The sequence below is a fragment of the Puia sp. genome (assembly GCF_035546395.1).
Lineage (GTDB): Bacteria > Bacteroidota > Bacteroidia > Chitinophagales > Chitinophagaceae > Puia.
The window spans coordinates 301,000-321,481 of the sequence record NZ_DASZXR010000019.1 but is presented as its reverse complement, the minus strand read 5'-3'; the positions used below and the strand labels follow the sequence as shown (position 1 = coordinate 321,481).

At 55.8% G+C, this 20,482-nt stretch carries 20 protein-coding genes; 12 read left to right on the top strand and 8 right to left on the bottom strand.

What is annotated here, in order from left to right; all coding sequences use genetic code 11:
* Nucleotides 1-8: 8 nt before the first annotated feature.
* Genes VHE34_RS27725 through VHE34_RS27715 form a run of 3 tightly spaced genes read left to right on the top strand, consistent with a single transcriptional unit; the run spans nucleotide 9 to nucleotide 3,721 of the window.
* On the top strand, nucleotides 9-3,212 hold the full coding sequence (locus VHE34_RS27725) for an efflux RND transporter permease subunit (protein ID WP_325594139.1): 3,204 nt from the start codon (nucleotides 9-11) through the stop codon (nucleotides 3,210-3,212).
* A gap of 11 nt (nucleotides 3,213-3,223) precedes the next feature.
* Nucleotides 3,224-3,532: a hypothetical protein gene (locus VHE34_RS27720; protein WP_325594137.1), complete on the top strand. Its 309-nt coding sequence runs from the start codon at nucleotides 3,224-3,226 to the stop codon at nucleotides 3,530-3,532.
* Between the two features lie 12 nt (nucleotides 3,533-3,544).
* Nucleotides 3,545-3,721 (top strand): DUF2892 domain-containing protein, encoded by a 177-nt coding sequence (locus VHE34_RS27715; RefSeq protein WP_325594135.1) that lies wholly within the window; start codon nucleotides 3,545-3,547, stop codon nucleotides 3,719-3,721.
* Nucleotides 3,722-3,729: 8 nt separating this feature from the next.
* Here VHE34_RS27715 and VHE34_RS27710 read toward each other — a convergent pair whose 3' ends face one another.
* From VHE34_RS27710 to VHE34_RS27690, 5 genes are all read right to left on the bottom strand, one after another.
* Nucleotides 3,730-4,320, bottom strand: coding sequence for a DUF7010 family protein (locus tag VHE34_RS27710; RefSeq protein ID WP_325594133.1), 591 nt, complete (start codon nucleotides 4,318-4,320; stop codon nucleotides 3,730-3,732).
* Nucleotides 4,321-4,342: 22 nt separating this feature from the next.
* On the bottom strand, nucleotides 4,343-5,026 hold the full coding sequence (locus VHE34_RS27705; protein WP_325594131.1) for a response regulator transcription factor: 684 nt from the start codon (nucleotides 5,024-5,026) through the stop codon (nucleotides 4,343-4,345).
* Between the two features lie 67 nt (nucleotides 5,027-5,093).
* Nucleotides 5,094-5,504: a hypothetical protein gene (locus VHE34_RS27700; protein WP_325594129.1), complete on the bottom strand. Its 411-nt coding sequence runs from the start codon at nucleotides 5,502-5,504 to the stop codon at nucleotides 5,094-5,096.
* A gap of 41 nt (nucleotides 5,505-5,545) precedes the next feature.
* Entirely contained in the window at nucleotides 5,546-7,234 is a 1,689-nt protein-coding gene (locus VHE34_RS27695; protein WP_325594127.1) for an ArnT family glycosyltransferase, read from the bottom strand.
* A gap of 18 nt (nucleotides 7,235-7,252) precedes the next feature.
* Nucleotides 7,253-7,864, bottom strand: a complete 612-nt coding sequence (locus VHE34_RS27690) for a phosphatase PAP2 family protein (protein ID WP_325594125.1) — start codon at nucleotides 7,862-7,864, stop codon at nucleotides 7,253-7,255.
* Nucleotides 7,865-7,985: 121 nt separating this feature from the next.
* Between VHE34_RS27690 and VHE34_RS27685 the strand changes: the two genes are divergently transcribed.
* The 9 genes from VHE34_RS27685 to VHE34_RS27645 all read left to right on the top strand — a co-directional run bounded on the left by VHE34_RS27685 (nucleotide 7,986) and on the right by VHE34_RS27645 (nucleotide 15,801).
* Nucleotides 7,986-9,086, top strand: a complete 1,101-nt coding sequence (locus VHE34_RS27685; RefSeq protein WP_325594123.1) for a hypothetical protein — start codon at nucleotides 7,986-7,988, stop codon at nucleotides 9,084-9,086.
* Between the two features lie 127 nt (nucleotides 9,087-9,213).
* Nucleotides 9,214-9,861, top strand: a complete 648-nt coding sequence (locus VHE34_RS27680; RefSeq protein ID WP_325594121.1) for a DUF47 domain-containing protein — start codon at nucleotides 9,214-9,216, stop codon at nucleotides 9,859-9,861.
* Nucleotides 9,862-9,866: 5 nt separating this feature from the next.
* On the top strand, nucleotides 9,867-10,904 hold the full coding sequence (locus VHE34_RS27675) for an inorganic phosphate transporter (protein ID WP_325594119.1): 1,038 nt from the start codon (nucleotides 9,867-9,869) through the stop codon (nucleotides 10,902-10,904).
* A gap of 51 nt (nucleotides 10,905-10,955) precedes the next feature.
* Complete coding sequence (rfbA, locus tag VHE34_RS27670) at nucleotides 10,956-11,819, top strand: glucose-1-phosphate thymidylyltransferase RfbA (protein WP_325594117.1); 864 nt, start codon at nucleotides 10,956-10,958, stop codon at nucleotides 11,817-11,819.
* A gap of 23 nt (nucleotides 11,820-11,842) precedes the next feature.
* Nucleotides 11,843-12,901 carry a UDP-glucose 4-epimerase GalE gene (gene galE / locus VHE34_RS27665; RefSeq protein ID WP_325594115.1) on the top strand — a complete coding sequence of 353 codons (1,059 nt, stop codon included), beginning with the start codon at nucleotides 11,843-11,845 and terminating at the stop codon, nucleotides 12,899-12,901.
* Nucleotides 12,902-12,959: 58 nt separating this feature from the next.
* Nucleotides 12,960-13,919 (top strand): transketolase family protein, encoded by a 960-nt coding sequence (locus VHE34_RS27660; protein WP_325594113.1) that lies wholly within the window; start codon nucleotides 12,960-12,962, stop codon nucleotides 13,917-13,919.
* 4 nt (nucleotides 13,920-13,923) lie between these two features.
* Nucleotides 13,924-14,469 carry a sigma-70 family RNA polymerase sigma factor gene (locus VHE34_RS27655; protein WP_325594111.1) on the top strand — a complete coding sequence of 182 codons (546 nt, stop codon included), beginning with the start codon at nucleotides 13,924-13,926 and terminating at the stop codon, nucleotides 14,467-14,469.
* 37 nt (nucleotides 14,470-14,506) lie between these two features.
* The gene (locus VHE34_RS27650) at nucleotides 14,507-15,367 is read left to right on the top strand and encodes a hypothetical protein (protein WP_325594109.1); all 861 of its coding nucleotides are present in this window, start codon (nucleotides 14,507-14,509) and stop codon (nucleotides 15,365-15,367) included.
* A gap of 8 nt (nucleotides 15,368-15,375) precedes the next feature.
* Nucleotides 15,376-15,801 carry a hypothetical protein gene (locus VHE34_RS27645; protein ID WP_325594107.1) on the top strand — a complete coding sequence of 142 codons (426 nt, stop codon included), beginning with the start codon at nucleotides 15,376-15,378 and terminating at the stop codon, nucleotides 15,799-15,801.
* A gap of 237 nt (nucleotides 15,802-16,038) precedes the next feature.
* Here VHE34_RS27645 and VHE34_RS27640 read toward each other — a convergent pair whose 3' ends face one another.
* The 3 genes from VHE34_RS27640 to mrdA are packed head-to-tail and all read right to left on the bottom strand — an operon-like array spanning nucleotide 16,039 to nucleotide 20,445.
* On the bottom strand, nucleotides 16,039-16,785 hold the full coding sequence (locus tag VHE34_RS27640; RefSeq protein WP_325594105.1) for an MBL fold metallo-hydrolase: 747 nt from the start codon (nucleotides 16,783-16,785) through the stop codon (nucleotides 16,039-16,041).
* Nucleotides 16,786-16,816: 31 nt separating this feature from the next.
* Nucleotides 16,817-18,166 (bottom strand): rod shape-determining protein RodA, encoded by a 1,350-nt coding sequence (rodA, locus tag VHE34_RS27635; RefSeq protein WP_325594103.1) that lies wholly within the window; start codon nucleotides 18,164-18,166, stop codon nucleotides 16,817-16,819.
* Complete coding sequence (gene mrdA / locus VHE34_RS27630) at nucleotides 18,163-20,445, bottom strand: penicillin-binding protein 2 (RefSeq protein ID WP_325594101.1); 2,283 nt, start codon at nucleotides 20,443-20,445, stop codon at nucleotides 18,163-18,165. Before mrdA ends, rodA begins: the two co-directional genes overlap by 4 nt.
* Nucleotides 20,446-20,482: the final 37 nt, after the last annotated feature.

Here is a 20,482-nt window from a genome sequence, read left to right as displayed (position 1 = left end):
CTTTTATCATGCAAGACGGAATTTCCGGCAAAATAGCCAGGGCCTTTCTGCAATCCAAGCTCACCATCCTGTTGATGATAGCCTTCCTGTTGATCGGCGCATACAGTACGATGCTGATCCCCAGGGAAGAAGAGCCACAGATACAGGTGCCGATGGCCGACGTCTTTGTCGGTTACCCGGGCGCCGCGCCAACTGAAGTGGAAGCACGTGTCAGCCGGCCGCTGGAGAAAATGATCTCGAACATCAAGGGTGTGGAATATGTGTATTCCACCTCGATGCAGGGGCAGGCCATGCTTATCGTCCAGTTCTATGTCGGGGAGGATGTCGAGCGGTCGATGGTCAAGCTGTATAACGAATTGATGAAGAATATGGACCGGATGCCGCCAGGCGCCACGATGCCGCTTGTGAAGACCCGGGCCATCGACGATGTTCCCGTGCTTGCCCTGACGTTTTGGAGCGACAAGGAAAGCGACTATTCCCTGCGGCAGACCGCGGAGGTTGTTGCGGGGCAGATCAAGACCATCGGTGATGTCGCGGACGTCGGGATAACGGGAGGCCGGAGCCGGGAGTTGACGGTGATTCCCAACAGGAATAAATTGGCGGATTATCGTCTCGATCTTGCGGCGATCGTCCGCCAGCTGCAGGCTGCCAATGTCCGGTCGGAGTCCGGGACCCTTATCAACCAGGATACGGCGTATGCCGTGGAGACGGGAAAATTCCTCGGCGAAGCCTCCGAGGTCGGCAACCTGGTAGTGGGGATGAGCGGTCAGCAACCTGTCTATCTGCGACAGGTGGCCAGCATCGCCGATGGGCCTTCGACGCCCTCGCAATATGTTTTCTTCGGTTATGGGTCCGCCGATACGGCGCGGAGGTTGGCATCGGGCGTCTATCCGGCCGTCACGCTCTCGATCGCGAAGCGCAAGGGGGCCGACGCCATGCAGCTCGCCGATGCGATCCTTCGTAAGACGGACAACCTTAAAAAGCAGGTCATTCCTTCCGACGTGCAGCTTACCATTACCCGCAACTATGGTCAGACCGCCTCGGAAAAAGTGTCCGAACTGCTGCTGCATCTTTTCATCGCTATCGTGGCGGTAACCTTATTCGTCATGCTGGCCATGGGCTGGCGGGGTGGCCTGGTGGTCTTTCTCTCGGTGCCCGTCACATTTGCGCTGACGCTGTTCAGCTATTACCTGTTGCATTATACCCTGAATCGGATCACCCTTTTCGCCCTGGTCTTCATCACAGGCATCGTGGTTGACGATTCCATCATTATCGCCGAGAATATGCACCGGCATTTCCGGATGAAGCGGCTGCCGCCGTTACAGGCAGCGATCTATGCGATCAACGAGGTGGGCAATCCTACGATCCTGGCAACCTTTACCGTCATTGCAGCCGTTCTGCCGATGGCCTTTGTAAGCGGCCTGATGGGCCCGTACATGAGCCCGATGCCGATCGGCGCATCGATCGCGATGCTTCTTTCTCTCGTGGTGGCGCTGACCCTGACGCCCTACCTGGGATATATCTTTTTGCGGGAAAAGGAGAAGGGGAGCCCCGGTTCGACCGGTCATGCTCATGGTTCGGAGCCTACCCGCATCCATCGTCTTTATCTCGCCTTTATGAAACCCCTGCTCGACAGACGCTGGAAGCGGTATGCATTTATTTTTGGGACGGTGGTGCTTTTGCTGGGATCCCTGAGTCTGTTCTACACGAAAACGGTGGCCGTCAAGATGCTGCCGTTCGACAATAAGAACGAGTTCCAGGTGGTGATCGACATGCCCGAAGGCACCCCGCTGGAGCGCACTGAAGCTGTTACGCAGGACATCGCCGCTTATATTGCCGGGCGGCCCTTTGTACGGAATTATGAAGGATATATCGGCACTGCGGGTCCCATCAGCTTCAACGGGCTGGTCCGGCATTACGACCTCCGCCGGGGAAACAATGTCGCCGATATACAGGTAAATCTTGTCGGGAAGGAGGACAGGCATGAACAAAGTCATGCCATAGCCAAAGCGATGCGGCCGGGAATACAGGCCATTGCCGCCCGGTACAATGCGAATGCGAAGATCGTGGAAGTGCCGCCGGGTCCTCCGGTGCTATCGACGATGGTGGCCGAGGTCTACGGCCCCGACTACGATCAGCAGATCGCGGTCGCCCGACAGGTAAAAGAGATCATCCGGCATACATCCGACGTCGTGGACGTCGACTGGATGGTAGAAGATGACGAGCCTCAATATCATTTCGAAGTGGACAGGGAAAAGGCGATGCGGTACGGGGTGGCGCCGGCGCAGGTGACGGAGATGATCTCCGGAGCGTTACGCGGCACCACGGCGGGGATCCTGCATCTGCCCCGGTCGGTGGAGCCTGTTCCGATAGTTCTGCATCTCAGCGACGCCGAACGCGCTACGGTGGAGGATCTGCGCAACCTCCGCGTCATCAACCGGCAAGGCAATGCCATTCCGGTCAGCGATCTCGTCAACGTCACGCGGACCGTCTCTCCGAAGAGTATCTACCGGAAGAACCAGAAGCGGGTGGTATATGTGCTTGCCGATATGGCCGGTCAACTGGAGAGTCCGTCCTATGCCATGATGAAGATATCCGACAGCCTGAAGACCCTTCACCTGCCGGCCGGCTACAGCCTGAAGGAGGAATACACCCATCAGCCGGACGAGACCGATAATTTTTCGCTCAAATGGGATGGCGAGTGGCAGATAACCTTTGAAGTGTTCCGCGACCTGGGGATCGCTTTTGCCGCGGTCATCGTGATCATCTACATGCTGATCGTCGGCTGGTTCCAGAATTTCACGGTGCCGCTTATCATGCTGGCCGCAATCCCCCTGTCGCTGATCGGCATCGTGGCAGGCCACTGGCTGCTGGGCGCCTTCTTTACCGCCACATCGATGATCGGCTTTATCGCCCTGGCGGGTGTAATGGTGCGCAATTCCGTGTTGCTCATCGACTTCATCGATATCCGGTTACGGGAAGGAATTCCTCTCGACCAGGCGGTGGTCGAAGCCGGGGCCGTCCGGACGATGCCGATATTGCTCACGGCCGGGGCCGTCGTGCTGGGTGCGGTCATCATTCTTTTCGACCCGATCTTCCAGGGGCTGGCTATCTCGCTGATGGGTGGTACGATAACCTCCACTTTCCTGACGTTGCTGGTCGTACCCCTGCTGTATCACAAAATGCTCAAGAAGAAATACGCCAAAAAATAAATCATTCGCATATGAACATGCTTTTCATCACCGGTCTCAAAGAGTATCTTCCCGACATTGCCGCTCTGCTCAGGCGGGCCGCGATACCCGTCTACAGCGTCACCGGGACCACCGGGTTCAAAACAGACCAGCCCGCCGATCTCTCGGCGGACTGGTTTGCTGCGGGGTCCGGCGTGTTCGATTCCGTGTGCGTTTTCAGCTTTACGGGTCAACAGGAGGCCGATACCGCCATGGCCCTTATCCGGGATTACAATCAACAACATTCCACCGGCTTTCCCCTCAGGGCTTTTATCCTGCCGGTGGCCGATCACTCACATTAAACTCAATACACCATGAAAGAAAGGATCATCCGGGCCGTTGCCGGCACACTCGTACTGACCGGGACCATCCTCGCACTGACCGTCAATTCCAATTGGATCTGGCTTGCCGTTTTCGTGGGCGCCAATCTGCTGCAGTCGTCCATTACGAAGTGGTGCCTGCTGGAGAAGATCCTCGACCGGTGGATGTGATCCCTCTCCTATGACTGTAGCTGCCGCCGCGCGCGGAAGATGATGGCGATGCCGTCCAGCACCGATCCGGCGGCGCAGCCATACGCGATGACTGTATTGGCCAGCCGGTCGTCTATCCGCCCGGACATGAAGAGCCAATAGCAGACTACGGCAAGCAGGGATATCCAAACCCCGAGATAGTAGTAGGAGGTCTGGCGGATCAGGCGTGCGAGCGGGATGAAATGCAGACCGGCGATGAGGGCAAAAGCGGGTATGACCCAGTTGTCATGGCCATATTTCAGGAGGATCGACCAGGATACCAGCACTGCTATGCCTTCGAAGAGGAGGATCAGGGCATAGGAGCGGTCGCGCCTTTTTTCTCCCTGGTCGCTATAGAAACTGATCCGGCCCAGTTCCTCGAGCTCTCCTTCGAGGTCGTAGAGGCGGATGGAATACAGCGCCAAAAAGACTACACAGATCAGCGTCAGGATCACGCCCATGGCAAAGTCGGTGAAGTCGATGATGTATTCGCCCATCATCGCCCAGGCCATCGAGAACAGGATCATGTGAAAAAGCTCGCCGCGGATGCCTTCGATGTCGTTTACAGTCGAGATCTTCATTTTTTGTTTTATCGTTTTTTGTCTATTCATTATTGTCTACCATTAAATATCCCCGCCGGGAAACCGTATATATCCCGGAGCTGTCATAGGCGCCCTTGGCAAGCTTACCCCGAAGGTTGTTCATGTGAACCGGGAGTCGCCTCGCTCCGTCGGGCTTGCGCGTTCCCCAGATCACATCGGCAAGCTCTTCGCGGGACACGATCCGGTTCTTATGTTCCATCATGAACTGAAGGATGCGGAATTCGCTGGCGGTGACATTGATAGGTTTGCCCCGGAGATTGACCTCTTTGCTATCGAGGTCCATGACGAGGTCTCCGGCCGTAATGCGGCTGCCGGGGCGGGGCTGGCCATCGGATCGCCTGGCCAGGGCGTTGACCCGGGCAACGATCTCCCGGCTTTCGGCGGGAAGCGCGAGATAACAGTCGGCCCCTGCCGAATAGGCTTCGAATACGCTGCACTCACCGGGACTGGCCAGCATCAGTAAGAGGGCCGATCCGCCGGAGGCCCGGACCATGCGGCACAATTCACGGCTGTCGGGTGTCGGACAGCCATGATATACGATGATCAAATGGTATGCACCTTTTTCGAACAGATATTTTCCGGTGGATGTCTCAAAGGCAAGATCGACAGGATACCGGTGTTGCCTGAGATCTTTGGCGAGCAGACCGACTTTTTCCCGGTCGGCCCCGATGACAAGGATTCGCATTAACTGACAGTTTGTTGTTGGTCCAAATTGACGCCCTGCCGCGTGGCGATGCAGCGGCGCCGATGATCTAAACAGCAGGAGAAAGTGTGGACCATGCAGGCGGGCCCCTGAGGCGGTGGGCAACCAGCAGGGGGTCGGATGACCCCAGTGGGCGGGGCAGCACCGGGCTTACCGAAGGTAAAGGTTGTTCGGTCAGAGCGAACGCGATGGATGGCAAAGCGAACAAATGCTTGGCGGTGTATCGCTTGTCGATGCTTAGACGGTGGTGCCGCTCGTGGGCCAGCCGGCTGCCGCTGCCGGCGTCACGGACCTGGGCCACATGTGGCGCCCGGTGATGCGCCTTAAAGGCGCCGGCGGGCAGATTGGCGCAGAGGAAGAATTTGTAGGAGATCTGCGGGGTGACGGCCAGCAATCCGGCCAGGGCAATGATGGCCTTTACCATAAATCGCTGGCATTGCTGTATCAACGGTGTCTTCATAAATTGAAGGGCCTGCCCGCAGCAGACCCTACAAGATACGATTATTTCCGAACACGCAATAGCGACCATTGCGTGAGTACGGAGGTGCGGGTGCGATAGTCGGCGAATCTTCCTGTCAGCTGGCTGATGTGGAAATTGGGGAAGGAGTGCAGGGGCGTTGCGCGATAACCGTGTCGTTCCAGTGTGTCGGCAAAGCTTGTGGGTGCAAAGACGAGGGCGGGCTGTGGGGCAGCGCCGGTTTGCCTGAGGCGGGTGGCAAGGCTGTCGATGGGGATACGTTCCACGGGATGAGGGCAGTCGAATTCGAAGGAATAATCCACGGGCGCTTCCTGTAACAGGTAGACGGGTTGTGCCGGCGGCGGCATATCGCGCAGGTAGTGACCGGCGACCGTTCCGGCCTGGTACTGCAGGATCGCCGGGTAGAGGATGAAATTCACAAAGCAGAAGACCAGCAGCGCCATCCAGAAGCTGTGAACAATGGATGCCGGCAACGGCGGGCGGCGGAAAAGAAGGAAGGGTGCGATGGCCAGCAAGCCGATCGCCGTCATGATCGAGACCCAACCGTTGAAGTGGAAGAGCCAGCACAAGGCCAGCAGCAGGATGGGCAGCAGGATGGCGATGGCGTTCTGGGCGATGCGGATCGCCTGTTGCGACCCACGGCGGCGGACACTATACAGCCAGGCTGCGGTCAGGATGGAAAAGAAGGGGAACAGAATATTCAGATAGTGCGGCAGCTGGAACCTCGACAGCGAGAAGACGATAAAACTGGCGAGCGCGGCCCCCAGACAGAGGAGATCGCCGGGGAAGGCCCGGCGGCGTCTGCATTTCTGGACGATGGCCGCGTAGAGCAGCAGGCTCCAGGGTAGAAAAGCCCAGAGTACGGTATGAAAATAAAAGAAGGGATCGCCGCTGCCCTTGATGGGACCGGTGTTGAAGAAGCGGCCGAACTGGCTGTCCCAGAAAAAGAAGCGGATGCCCGATACGCCGGTCCTGCCGAAAACCAATTTTTCGGGGTGAAGATCGAATTGCAGGTAGAGACAATAGATCTCGGGAAGCGTAAAGAGGGCGGTCAGTGCAATGGCGATCCACCAGCGTGGGTTGCGGAACTGCTCCCATTCTTTCCCCGAGGACCAATCGAGGACGAAACCGGCGCCGATGGTGATCAGTACAAAGGGGCCCTTTGTCATGCAGGCGCAACCTGCGAGCAGGGATCCGGCAACGAGATGGATACCAGGCCGGGTTCGGGAAGCGCGATAGAAATGATATACCGAGCCGATGATGAGCCCGGTGAGATACGGTTCGGCGCGGACGTCGTTGTTGGAGATGACGAGATGGGCAGCCGACACATAGATAAGGACGGACAATTGGGCGACCGTCTTTCCGTACAGGGAGAGCGCCAGGCGCCAGGTATACCAGCCGCCGGCGGCCCAGAAGAGGAGGGCGGGGAATTTGTAGGCGAAGGCGTTGACGCCCAGGAGGCGAAAGCTCAGCGCGGCCATCCAGAACGGGAAATGAGGTTTATCGAGCCAGTCTTTTCCGTCGACGCGGAGATTGACGAAGTCGCCCGTCCGGGCGATGCTTTTGGCGATGGTGGCGTACAGGGAGCCGTCGGGTTCGAGAATGGGAATGAGGAGGCCGCCGGCATTTACCAGGATGGCAGGGATCAACAGCGGGAGGAACCATTTTTGAAGCCAGGTCTCCCAGTTGGATGGGTTGGGTTCGATGATCAAGTGAAGTTCACCTTTGCGTCAAATATAGGATGTTTTCCGCTTGCGGAGGGACAGGCGCTGGGCCTGGCGGTGTTCCCAATACACGAAGAGGCGGGAGATACCCCATCCCGTTAGTGTCCCAACGATCGCCCCAACGAGGATGTCGCCGGGGTAATGTTTCCCCACGTAGACCTGTGCATAGCAGACCAGCGCGGCCCATAGCCAGAGCCAGGGCCATGTGCGGCCGTTGATGGCACGGATGGAGAAATACCAGAAGGTGGCGAGGGCAAAATGATTGGCCGCGTGGTTGGAGGGCATCGAATACAGTCCGCCGCAGTCGACAAGCCCGTGCAGGTAGTTCTGCATTTCGGGGTCATGACAAGGGCGGGGCCGTTCGAACAGCGGTTTGAGTATCTGGGCCGTGAGGCTGTCGGTGATGGCGAAGGCGACGATGCTGAGCAGAATGAAGGCCCAGGCCTTTTGCCTGCCCGCACGGAAGGCATAGTAGAGCATGAACGCATAAAAGGGCACCCACGTGAGCGGCTCCCGGACGATCGGCATAATGGTATCGAGTACGGCACTATCCGAATCGCGCTGTATGAGCACGAACAGGATCCTATCCCAATTTTCCAACCAATGTAAGAAGGGCATATACACAAATATATACGATGACCGAGATGCAAAACAGGGGCCGGCAGAGGGGTAACCATAAGTTAATCTTTCCATAAACATGGGGTCATACCGGCGCGCTAATTTTGACAAACCCATTAAAATGAAGTGTATCCTATTGTTACTTGCGGGAGCATTGTGTCTCTCCGCGACGGCTCAACCTGCTGCCCGGACGAAACACCTCTTCATCATTACTATCGACGGCTTTCGCTGGCAGGAAGTCTTCACCGGAGCCGACCCCCTGCTGGTCGGCAACCCCGAATATGTACGCGATACGGCGCTTGCCCGGGAAATGTATTGGGATAGCTCGGCCGAAGTACGCCGCAAGAAGCTGCTTCCCTTCTTCTGGGGAACGCTGGCGGAACGCGGCAGGCTTTATGGCAACCGCCTTTACGGGAACAAGATGAATGTGCGCAACTGGATGAGAATCTCGTACCCGGGATACAATGAGATCTTCACGGGGCATACCGATGCGATCACCAGTCCCAATCTCCGCGTCAACAACAAGCATGTCAACGTACTGGAATATCTCAACAAGTCCTCCGACTATCATGGGAAGGTGGCGGTCTTTACCTCCTGGAGCGTGTTCCCTTATATCTTAAATGAACAACGGAGTGGCTTGCCGGTGAACAGCGGGTATGAGGCGTTGGGGGAGAGTGGTAACGAGGAAGCCGGGCTTATCGACAGTGTAATGGCGACCATGCATCCAACCAAGACCCGCCATGACTACCTTACGTTTTGCACCGCCAGGGAGTATATGCGGCAGCACCATCCTTCCGTTCTTTACCTGGGGTTTGGGGAAACCGATGAGTGTGCGCATGGCGGGCGGTACGACCTCTATCTGCAGCAGGCGGCCGACATTGACCGGATGATCGCCGATCTCTGGTACGAAGTGCAGACCGATCCATATTATAAGGACAGCACTACCTTTCTTATCACGACCGATCATGGTCGCGGATGGAAGCCCAATAAATGGACTACCCATGGGCTTTGGGCCCAGGGGTCGAGCGAGATCTGGATGGCGGTATTAGGTCCTGGGATACAGGCGGAAGGAGAGATCCGCAGCAGGGGGCAGGTGTATCAAAAGCAGCTTGCTGCGACCATGGCTACCTTGCTTGGCGATCCGCCGGCCCCGGGTCATCCGCCCGGGAAGGCGATCCGATTGCCGGTTGCGAGGCCGGTGGATGAGCTGGCCGTCAAATAAGGAGCCGCGGAATGCGGCCCGGCCGAAGGCCCGACATTAACGGGTGGGCGCAAAAGGCCTACCTCGGCCAACTGGCCTTTTGTGCCTACATTGGCCTAAAAGGACTATTTTTGCGCAAATTTTTTGCATGGCCTTTCAGTCCTTTCTCCGGCTATTCACCCCTAAAGACCGGGTTTTCTATTCCTTGTTCGAAGAAGTAGCCGATGGCGTGGCCCGGATGGGCAAGCTGATGAAGGAGGCGGTGGCCGAGCCCGACTTCGATAAGCGGGGTGTCATTACGTCCCGGGTGGAAGACCAGGAGCATGTCAATGACGATCTTACCCACCGGGTCTTCACGGAGCTGGGCCGTAATTTCATCACCCCGTTCGACCGCGAGGATATCCATTACCTGGCCAGCAGCCTGGACGATATCTGCGATTATATCTACGCGGCTGTAAAGAAGATCAACTTTTATAAGGTCAATCCGCAGGATACGGGTATCCAGAAACTGGCTGACCTTATCGAGCAGGGGACGGCGCAGATCCAATGTGCCGTGAAGGAGCTGCGGAACATGCGGGATATGAGGAAGATAACCGATGCCCTTGTCAAGGTGAACAGTATTGAAAATCAGGCGGATGATATATTCGATCTCAGCATCGAACGCCTTTTCGAGTCCGAGCCGGACGCTAAAGAGGTGATCAAGAAGCGGGAGATCTACCAGGTGATGGAGATCGTAACCGACAAGTGTGAAGATGCTGCGAACGTCATCGAATCGATCATCATCAAATACGCCTGAGCCCTATGTCCTTCCTGGTTGTCATCATCGTACTGGCCCTCGTCTTCGACTATATCAACGGTTTTCACGATGCGGCCAATTCCATTGCCACCATCGTTTCGACCAAGGTGCTGACGCCGTTCCAGGCTGTGTTGTGGGCGGCGTTGTTCAATTTTGCGGCATTCTTTATTGCCCGCTACGTTCTTAAGGAGTTCAAGATCGGCAATACCATTGCGAGCAGCGTCAACAGGGATTTCATCAACCTGGAGGTCATCTTTTCGGGACTTATCGCGGCTATTTGCTGGAATCTTCTTACCTGGTGGTTCGGCATTCCGTCCAGTTCGTCCCATACCCTGCTCGGCGGGTTTATGGGGGCGGCCCTTGCGCATGCGGGGGCCTTTCACCGCAATGGGGTGGATGTCATCAACTATGCGAAGGTGGTCCCGACATTCCTGTTCATTTTCGTCGCGCCGTTTATCGGGATGGTGGTGGCGTTCGTTATTACGTTGCTGATATTGAATATCTGCCGCCGGGCCAATCCCTACCGGGCCGACAATTGGTTCCGCCGGTTGCAGCTGCTTTCCTCGGGGCTGCTCAGCCTGGGCCATGGCAGCAACGATGCCCAGAAGGTGATGGGCATCATCGGTGCGGCGATGATCTGGTATAATAAGTCGCTGGGTCATGAAATGTCATTCAGACAATTTATTGACGCCAATATGTGGGTACCCCTGGCGAGTTTTAGCGCGATTGCATTGGGTACGCTGAGCGGGGGTTGGAAGATAGTGAAGACGATGGGAACGCGGATCACGAAAGTTACGCCGTTGGAAGGGGTCAGTGCGGAAACGGCCGGCGCCGTAACCCTGTTCCTTTCCGACAAGCTCGGGATCCCGGTCAGCACGACCCATACCATCACCGGATCGATCATCGGCGTCGGCGCCACCAAGCGGCTTTCTGCGGTGCGATGGGGGGTGACGATCAACCTGCTTTGGGCCTGGGTACTGACGATCCCGGTAAGCGCCGTGTTGGCCGCGGTTGTTTATTTTATCGTTAGTTTGTTCCGGTAGTTGCCCAAAACTTCCTATCTTTCGAGGATTTTCAAAACCTGTCTTCGAAATATGAAAGGAATTATTCTCGCAGGAGGATCCGGTACGCGTCTGCATCCGATAACCTATGCCATCAGCAAACAGATCATGCCGGTGTATGACAAGCCGATGATCTATTACCCGCTGTCCACCCTGATGCTGGCAGGGATAAAAGAGATCCTGATCATTTCCACTCCGCATGATCTGCCCCTGTTCCGAAAATTATTCGGTGACGGGTCGCAGCTTGGGCTTAGCTTTTCGTATGCCGAGCAGCCGTTGCCCAATGGGCTGGCGCAGGCCTTTGTCATCGGCAAGGATTTTATCGGCAAGGATCCGGTGGCCCTTGTGCTGGGTGACAATATCTTCTATGGCGCGGGGCTTGGCAAGCAGCTGGAGAAGAATACCCGGCCCAACGGCGGCATCGTGTATGCCTACCAGGTCAGCGATCCGGAGCGGTATGGGGTTGTTGAGTTCGATGCCAGCAACAAGGCTATCTCCATAGAAGAGAAGCCGGCCAAACCCAAGAGTAACTATGCGGTTCCGGGGCTATACTTCTATGACAATTCCGTTGTTGAGATCGCGGCGCGGCTGAAGCCGTCGCCCCGCGGCGAATATGAAATAACCGACGTCAACAGGGAATACCTGCGCCGGGGGCAGCTGACGGTATCGATCCTCGACCGCGGAACGGCCTGGCTGGACACGGGCACCTTCGATTCGCTGATGCAGGCCTCGCAATTCGTCCAGGTGATCGAGCAGCGGCAGGGCATCAAGATCGCCTGTATCGAAGAGATCGCGTACCGCAAAGGCTTTATCGATAAGGCGCAGGTGGAGAAGATCGCGCAGCCCTTGTTGAAAAGCGGATATGGTCAATATCTTATCAATCTGATCAATTCATAAAAAATAAATTGCCTTTTGCTACTATGGAGAAGATCCTTGTCACCGGCGGATGCGGTTTTATCGGTTCACACACCCTCGTCGACCTTATAGCCAGTGGATTTGAAGTAATTTGCGTCGACAACAATGTCCGTTCCTCCCCGCGTATCCTCGAGGGAGTGGAGAAGATAACGGGAAAGAAGATCAAGAATTACAAGGTTGATCTCTGCAATTATGATGACACCTGCGCGATCTTCCAGGAGAATGAGAACATCGCCGGCATCATTCACTTCGCCGCTTATAAGGCCGTTGGGGAATCGGTCGAACATCCCCTGATGTATTTCGAGAACAATCTCGTTTCCCTGATCAACCTGTTGAAGGTGGCGCAGGAATTCGAGGTCCCGCATTTCGTCTTCTCCTCGTCCTGTACGGTATACGGCAACCCCGATGTCATCCCGGTAACGGAGCAGACGCCGCCAAAGCCGGCCGAGTCGCCCTATGGTTATACCAAACAAATGGGCGAGCAGATGATCAACGAGTTCTGCAAATCGGCGACGCGGACCAAGAGTATCCTGCTGCGTTATTTCAACCCGGTCGGCGCCCATCCGAGCATCCTGATCGGCGAGATGCCTATCGGGAAGCCGGCCAATCTTGTTCCGGCCATCACGCAGACGGCGATCGGCAAGCTGCCGATGATGACCGTGTTCGGCGATGACTATCCCACCCGGGACGGTTCCTGTATCCGCGACTTTATACATGTCAGCGATATCGCCCATGCCCATACCCTGGCGCTGCAGTACATGATCGATAAAAAGAACACGAAAAGTGCGGAGGTGTACAATCTCGGCACCGGTAACGGGGTGACGGTGCTGGAGGCGATCAAGGCCTTCGAGAAGGTCAGCGGCGTAAAGCTGAACTACCAGATCGGGCCCCGTCGTCCGGGTGATGTGATCGCGATCTATGCGAATAACGACCTCGCCCGGCGGCAGTTGGGATGGACCACTGAGTTCAGTCTCGAAGATATGATGTCCACGGCCTGGAAATGGGAGCAGAAGCTGAAAGCGGACGAGAAATTCTACAATGGAAAGTTTTCCAAGTTCAACTAGTATAGCCTTGGAAAATGGCGATTTTGCCTTTACTTTGTAAGGATTAAAACCAACGACAATGTTAAAAGATATTCAGGTAACAGGACAGAAGGACACACGCAGCGGATTTGGAGACGGTATTGTAGAAGCAGCACGGAAGAACGCTAACATTGTAGCCCTCACCGCCGATCTGGCCGGCTCGATGAAGCTGCAGGCTTTCATCAAGGAATTCCCCGAACGCTTTGTGCAGGTTGGGATCGCGGAAGCCAACATGATCGGCATTGCCGCAGGTCTCACCATTGGCGGACATATCCCTTTCACGACCACTTTTGCCAACTTCTCCACCGGCCGGGTCTATGACCAGATCCGCCAGTCTGTTGCCTACTCGGGGAAGAATGTCAAGATATGCGCATCGCATGCCGGTGTGACGCTCGGCGAAGACGGCGCGACCCACCAGATCCTGGAAGACATCGGCCTTATGAAGATGTTGCCGGGCATGACGGTGATCGTTCCCTGCGACTATGCGCAGACCAAGGCCGCTACGATGGCCGTCGCCGACTACCAGGGTCCCGTTTACCTGCGTTTTGGCCGTCCCGTATGGCCGATCTTTACCAGCGGCATGCCGTTCGAGATCGGCAAGGCGCAGGTGCTCAACGAAGGCACCGATGTTTCGATCTTCGCCTGTGGTCATCTCGTCTGGAAGGCGATCGAAGCGGCAAAGGTCCTCGAGCAAAAGGGTATCTCTGCCGAAGTGATCAACCTGCATACGATCAAGCCGCTCGACACTGCCGCGATCCTGAAGTCCGTGGCAAAGACGAAATGCGTGGTCACTGCCGAAGAGCATAATATCATCGGTGGTATGGGTGATGCCGTCGCACAAACCCTGGCCCGGAATACCCCGATGCCCATCGAATATGTCGGCACTATGGATACGTTTGGAGAAAGCGGCACCCCGGATGAGCTTTTGAAGAAGTATGGCCTGGATTCCCCCAATATCGTTGCCGCCGCAGAAAAGGTAATCGCAAGAAAAAACAAATAGTATAGTGACCATCCAAGATACCGAGCTGCTTCTGCAATTCCGGAATCCTGAGACCAAAGAGCGCGCGTTTACCGCCATCATCAGGAAGTACCAGGAAAAGCTGTATTGGCATATCCGGCGGATGGTAGTGGAACATGAAGACGCCAACGACGTATTGCAAAATGTGTTTATACGTGTTTGGAACGGATTGGAGAATTTCCGGGAGGACAGTCAGTTGTATACCTGGCTTTACCGGATCGCTACCAACGAGTGCCTGAGCTATCTCGAGCAGCAGAAGCGGAAGTCCGCCCTTTCCCTTGATGAAATGGAGTCGGGGCTGAGCAACAAGGTGATCGCCGACAAGCATTTCGACCCGAACAAACTGGAGTGGAAGCTGCAGCTGGCTATCCAGCAACTGCCGGAGAAACAGCGAATTGTGTTTACCTTACGCTATTATGACGAGATGCCCTACGAGGAGATGAGCCGGGTGCTGGACACCTCGGAAGGTGCGCTCAAGGCCTCCTATCATCATGCCGTCAAAAAAATAGAGGATTACATCCTCAATCATTAAACTTCGGTTAATGGATTGGGTCTGAAAATAGATGAACGTGAAGAATGACATATTGGAAGAATTGAGGTCGGTGAGTGAGTTTGTCGCCACGATCAGCCGCGAAACCACTTACCGGGTCGCGGATGACTATTTTACGGATTTATGCGAGCGAGTGCTGATCCGGGTCAAAACCAATCATAAGCCATTGGTTTTCAATGTGCCAGATGGTTTTTTCGAGAGTTTTGCCGCGGGTGTGCTGGCGAAGATCAAAGCGGAGGCCGGCGTTCCCGTGGGATTTGCGCCCTCAAATCCGCTTCCAGAGACGGCAGGGCAGGAATTGAGTGGGCTTTCGCCCCTCTTGGCGCAATTGCGGTCAAAGGAAACGTACCGGATGCCGGAAGGATATCTGGAGGAGGTTTCGCCGATCCTGGCCATTGCCAAAGAATTGAACCCCTATACTGTTCCGGAAGAATATTTTCATCAGTTGCCGGTCGGGATAGAAGAGAAGGTGGCCGAGAGCCGGGAAGAAGAGGCCGGGCTCGTGAAGAAGCCGGCGAAGGTTGTCGCCTTTGGCGGCAGAAGGACGCGGCTGTGGCAATACTCGGCGGCCGCCGTTGTGGCCGGGCTGATCCTGACGATCGGCTGGCTTCGGTTGCAGGTAACCGGTGGCACCCATCCCGTGAAGCCTGCCGAAAATGTGGTGGTTAGTCTTCCCAAGGTGAGCGACCAGGAGCTGCAAAGCTTTCTGGCGGATACCCATGTAGACGATGACACTCCTGTAGAACAGTCGGCGGCCAATATCGCGGCGCTGGACTTTAACGACGGCGAAGTAAATTCATTACTCGCGGATATACCCGATGGAGATCTGAAGCAATATATGGATGAACATGGAGGGGCAGTTGATATTGCAACGAATTAGCAGCAACAATGAAAAAGATATTTTCCGTATTGGTGATCCTCTGCTGGCTGACCCCATCCGCATTCCCCCAAGGACAGCCCGGGCAGCCGGGACAACAACCTGGAGCCGGGCTTCTTGAAAGCTATAAGATCGGCTTCATCACCCGCCGGCTTAACCTGACGCCGGAGGAAGCGCAAAAATTCTGGCCTATTTACAGATATTACACCAACGAAAAAAGGCAGGTGTACAATCAATACCGGGTCGACCGGAATGAGCTTGGATTGCACGAGGGTCTTGTGGCCGTCCAGAAAAAATACAGTGTTGAATTTCTAAAGGCCATCTCACCGGGGAAGATCAACGACTTTTTCCGCGCCGAGGAGGATTTCAACAGATTGATCCAACGTGAAGCCGACAGAAGAAGGATGCAGGGCCGCCGTTTCCCTCCGGGCAACTGACCTATGAGCAATTGAATTGCTTACCCCAACATTTGCCCAATTCGCCGAAAAATTTTATGAGACGTTTCCTGAAATACGATATTTGAACCTGGTGTTTTTCATAGGTTAGCAACGGCCGGCTCTTTCCAGGGCAGGCCTTTTTTAATGGGGCCTATGGCCCCATGTCCGACAAGGACAGTCTTTAGCGTCAATCCCATTCTAATCTCATTTTAATGTGGCCCGCGCGGGGCGCGGATCTCAGCGGGCGCTGAAAGTCGGCGTTTTCACATCATGATAGAACAAGAAGGTCCATCCTTCGCGTTGTCCCTGCTCCGACCATTGCTGCCGAAGCTCCATTGCTTTCTTTCCATCATAATCATACTTTGCGACGAATCGGCTTTTCATTTGTTGCAACTGCGGTGCTACGTCGCCGCCGAAGAAGACGGTCTCGCCGCCATCGACGATCCAGAATGCCTGGTGAAAGGGACAGTGCGCTCCCGTTACGGCATATTTTATATAGCCATCGATCACGCCGTCGCCATCGAGAAACATCACCTGGCTGGAAGTTTTGAGACACCCGAGCTCGCCGGTGATGTAGGAGGAGGGTCCCTTCTCAAAGGCATATTCCAGCTCGCGCCTTTGTATATAGTACATTGCGTTGGGGAACGAGAGTGTGCTTTTTGCCGTCCCATCGCCGCAGTCGCCGGCGATTCCGCCGGCATGATCCTTATGCAGATGGCTCATCAGAACTTTGGTGACGGCCGCGGGATCGATACCGGCATTCCGGAGGTTGCGATGGATCTGCAGTTCGCCATTCTGTTCGAATCCCAGCCCGGTATCCAGGACGAGGATATCTTCCGTGGTGACGATGGCGAAAGGTTGCACTTCGACGAGCAGGCTGCCGGTGGGACGCTGCTGAAGATCGTCGGAATCGAGGTCAAAGGGAATGAACTTTTTTGTTTTGTCTATCGTAAAGGCCCCTTCTGACAGTGGAATGACTTGCATTTGATTCGGAATTTGCTGCGGTGCAAAGGTACTAACGAAGCACCATTTGCCGGTCGGCGTCCAGGCGGACCAGGATAAACAGCATCACGCTGAAGGTGAGCAGGGACGTGCCTCCATAGCTGATGAAGGGCAGCGGGATGCCGATCACGGGCGCCAACCCTACGGTCATACAGACATTGATGACGATATGGAAGAAGAGAACGCTGGCTACACCATAGGCATAACACCGGCTGAAGACGCTTCGCTGTCGCTCCGCAATGGACACGATGCGCATCAGCAGAACGATATAGATGCCGAGGAAGAGGACGCTTCCAAAAAAGCCGAAGCCCTCGCCAATCGTACAAAATATGAAGTCCGTCTTTTGTTGTGGCACGAAGTCATAGCGGGTCTGGGTGCCTTTGAGCAGGCCTTTGCCGATAAAGCCGCCGCTGCCGATGGCGATCTTGCTCTGCTTGACATTGTAGTTATCATCCGACTTCTTTCCGCTTCTTCGCTGTTCGCTCTCCAATGCGGCCTCTTCCGCCTGGCTTTCCGGCACATAATCCTTGCCGATGGCATCGTAGATCCGTTTGACCTGATAAGGCTTGAACACATGCTTGAAGGCGAAAGGAACGACAAATCGCTGAACGCCGACGCAGACGAACCAGATACCGGCGATAAGGAACAGGACGCTGCGATTGCGCTTGATGAGCTTGCGCAGGAAGTAGATAGCCGTCAATGCGACGCCGGTAAGGATCAATGCCAGGGTATTCGGCTCGAGCAGGAGGGTAGCGACGACCAGTACGGAGAAGGAGAAGCCGATGATCAGCACCGAAGGCGGCAAACCTTCGCGGAACATGACCAGGAAAAAGGAAAAGTAGACCAGCGACAGACCCATCTCGTGCTGCATGATGCTGAACATGGCCGGGACCAGCGCGATCACCGCGGCGATAAGCTGCGAGCGCGGGCGGGTAAAATTCGTCTCTACCCTGGAAAGGTATTTTGCGAGAGCAAGATTTACAAAGAGCTTACAGAGATCGGCGGGTTGCAAGCTGAAGGCGCTGCCGAATTTGATGATGGACTCCGTCCCTCTCACGCGCGAGTGGAAGGGGAAGACCAGCAGCAGCAGGAAGATGCCGAGGGCATACCCGAGGTTGGCCGTGGCGGTGAAGAATTTGCTGTCGGTGAGGAGGATAAAGGTGCCTACGATGCCCGACAACACGAAGAACAGCGATTGACGGCTATAGTCATTCTTCAGAGAGATAAAGCCCTGGATAACGTTGTCCCCGTCGTGATAGGAGGCGGCAAAGATGCTGGTGATCCCGATGGCGCAAAGGATAAACCAGATCCAGACCAGGGACCAGTCGACACCTTTTGATATGGAGGGATTTCTCTGGCTCATCTTGCGGGGGTTGAATCTTTTTGTTTGTTGGAGAATGAATCGGCCTTTGGCTGGGGCCTGTGCACGGGTGGGGTGGCGCCGGAGTCCGGGCGTTGTGGTCTGGGCGTTCGTTGCCGGTTGGTGTCGCCCGGCGACTTACCTGCACTTGCCTTAATTGCCGTATCCAGGCCGATCGTCGCGGCGGCGGCCTGCGCCTTTTGTTTGGCCAGGCGTTCAGCGAGGGCGCTCTTATATGGAGAGGGCTTGTGCAGGGCCTGATACAACGGGCTCTTCGAACCGTAGGTGGAGTCGAGCATCATGTTCCGGAAAGCGGGTGTCTGGTATTTCAACCACCGGGTGCTGTCGCCGGACTGCGCGGCCCACAAGGCAGCGCGGGTGGAGTCGTCCTTAAACTGCGCCCGGACGAGATAGCCCGGCATCAGGTTACGATTGGTCATTTCATCTTCCAGGGCAAGCCGCGCTGTGGAGATGGTGTCATTGAGGTATTTTTCGACGAGAAGGGAGGCGATCTGTCCGGCCTGGGCGGCGCCATAGCCGCCATTCTCAACTACGACGGCGACGGCGATCTTCGGGCTTTCGCGGGGTGCGAAACAAACGAACACCGAGTGGTTGTTGAGCTTGACGATGCGGCCGTCAATGAGCCGTTTGTTCTCGGCTGTACCCGTTTTGGCGCACATATCGATTCCCGGGACACGGGCCGTCTTGGCGGTACCGATCTCCACCACATCCTGCATCCCGCTGTGGACCACTTCAAAAGCCGCATCGGAGATATGGCTTACCGGCTCGTGCTTCACATGAAAGCGGCTGAGAAGCGTGTCGTCTTCGGGTGCGCCTTCGATGCTTTTTACGAAGTGAGGGGTATAGTAGAACCCTTTGTTGGCGACGATGCACATCGCGTTGGCCATCTGCAGCGGCGTGACGAGCATCTTATCCTGACCGATGCCCATGGTGACCATCGAGCAGGAATTCCAGGACCGTTTGTAATCTTTGTCATACGCCGCAGTGTCGGGGATATTTCCGCCGTCTTCGCTCGGAAGATCCACGCCGAGGCGGTGTCCGAGGCCGAAGGCGTTACAGTATTCCTTCCACTTCATCAGCCCGATGCGGTGGCTGTGGAATTGGGGATTATCGACCTCGAGGCGGAAGGCGTTGCAAAAAAAAGAATTGCACGAGTGAGCGATGGACAGACGAAGGTTGGCGGAATGGCCGGCCCAGGTCTCCAGGCATTTAACGATCTTGGGGGAGCAGGCGTCGTAATGGCCCACGCAATAAATGCCGCTTTGGGGGGTGATGACGTTCTCGTCCAGGCCGATAAGCGCCCCCAGGGGCTTGTATGTGGAACCGGGTTGATATTGTCCTTTGATGGCGCGGTTGAGCAAGGGGCCTGAAGCGTCGAGCACCAGCCGGGCATAGTTGGCTTGTTTGTCCGGGCCTGTCAATGAGTTGGGGTCGAAGCTGGGACCGGAGGCCATGGTGAGGATGCCGCCTGAAGAAGGCTCGATGGCCACGACGGCGCCCGTCTTCCCAAAGAGGAGGCGTTCGGCCAGCTGCTGCAGTTCGATATCCAGGTAGGTGTGGAGGTTCTTTCCGGCAATGGCGGGGGTATCGAGGCTCTTGTCCTGGTATCGGCCCACAAGCCGGTTCTTGTTGTCCTTGATCCAGAATTCGATCCCGCGTTGTCCCATCAGCACTTTCTCATAGGACTGTTCGAGACCGGTGCGGCCGACATAGTCCCCCAGTTGATAGAAGTTGTTGCTGCGGCGCAGGATTGCGGAGTCGACCTCGCCGACGTAGCCCATGATATGGGCGGCTGCATTATAGGGATAGACGCGGACGGGACGTTCCTGCAGGTTGAAGCCGGGGAATTTCCAGATATTTTCCTCCATTCGGGCATACATCTCCGGGGGCAGGAGGTCTTCGAAAGTAGTGGGGCGGAAGGGGCCGTTCTTGACCCGGGCGTCGAGGACGCGGCGGCGGAATTCGGCGGTGTCGATGCCGACCAGCTGGCAGAAATAGCCGGTGTCGATATTCTTTACCTGGGCCGGGGTGACCATCAGGTCGTATAATATGGTATTGTTGAGGATGGCCTTGCCCTTGCGATCGTAGATGATGCCGCGGGTAGGGTAAACGCTTTTTCGGAAAAGTGCATTCTCCTGGGCCTGCTGTTTGTATTTCTTGGAAACGATCTGAAGATGAAATAGCTGGGCGATGATGATCAGGAACATTCCGGCGAATATGAGCCGGATTATATTGCTGCGCGATTGATTAAATACAGGCATATTGGTTTGCTCCCCGAAGTTACACAAAAACGCTAAA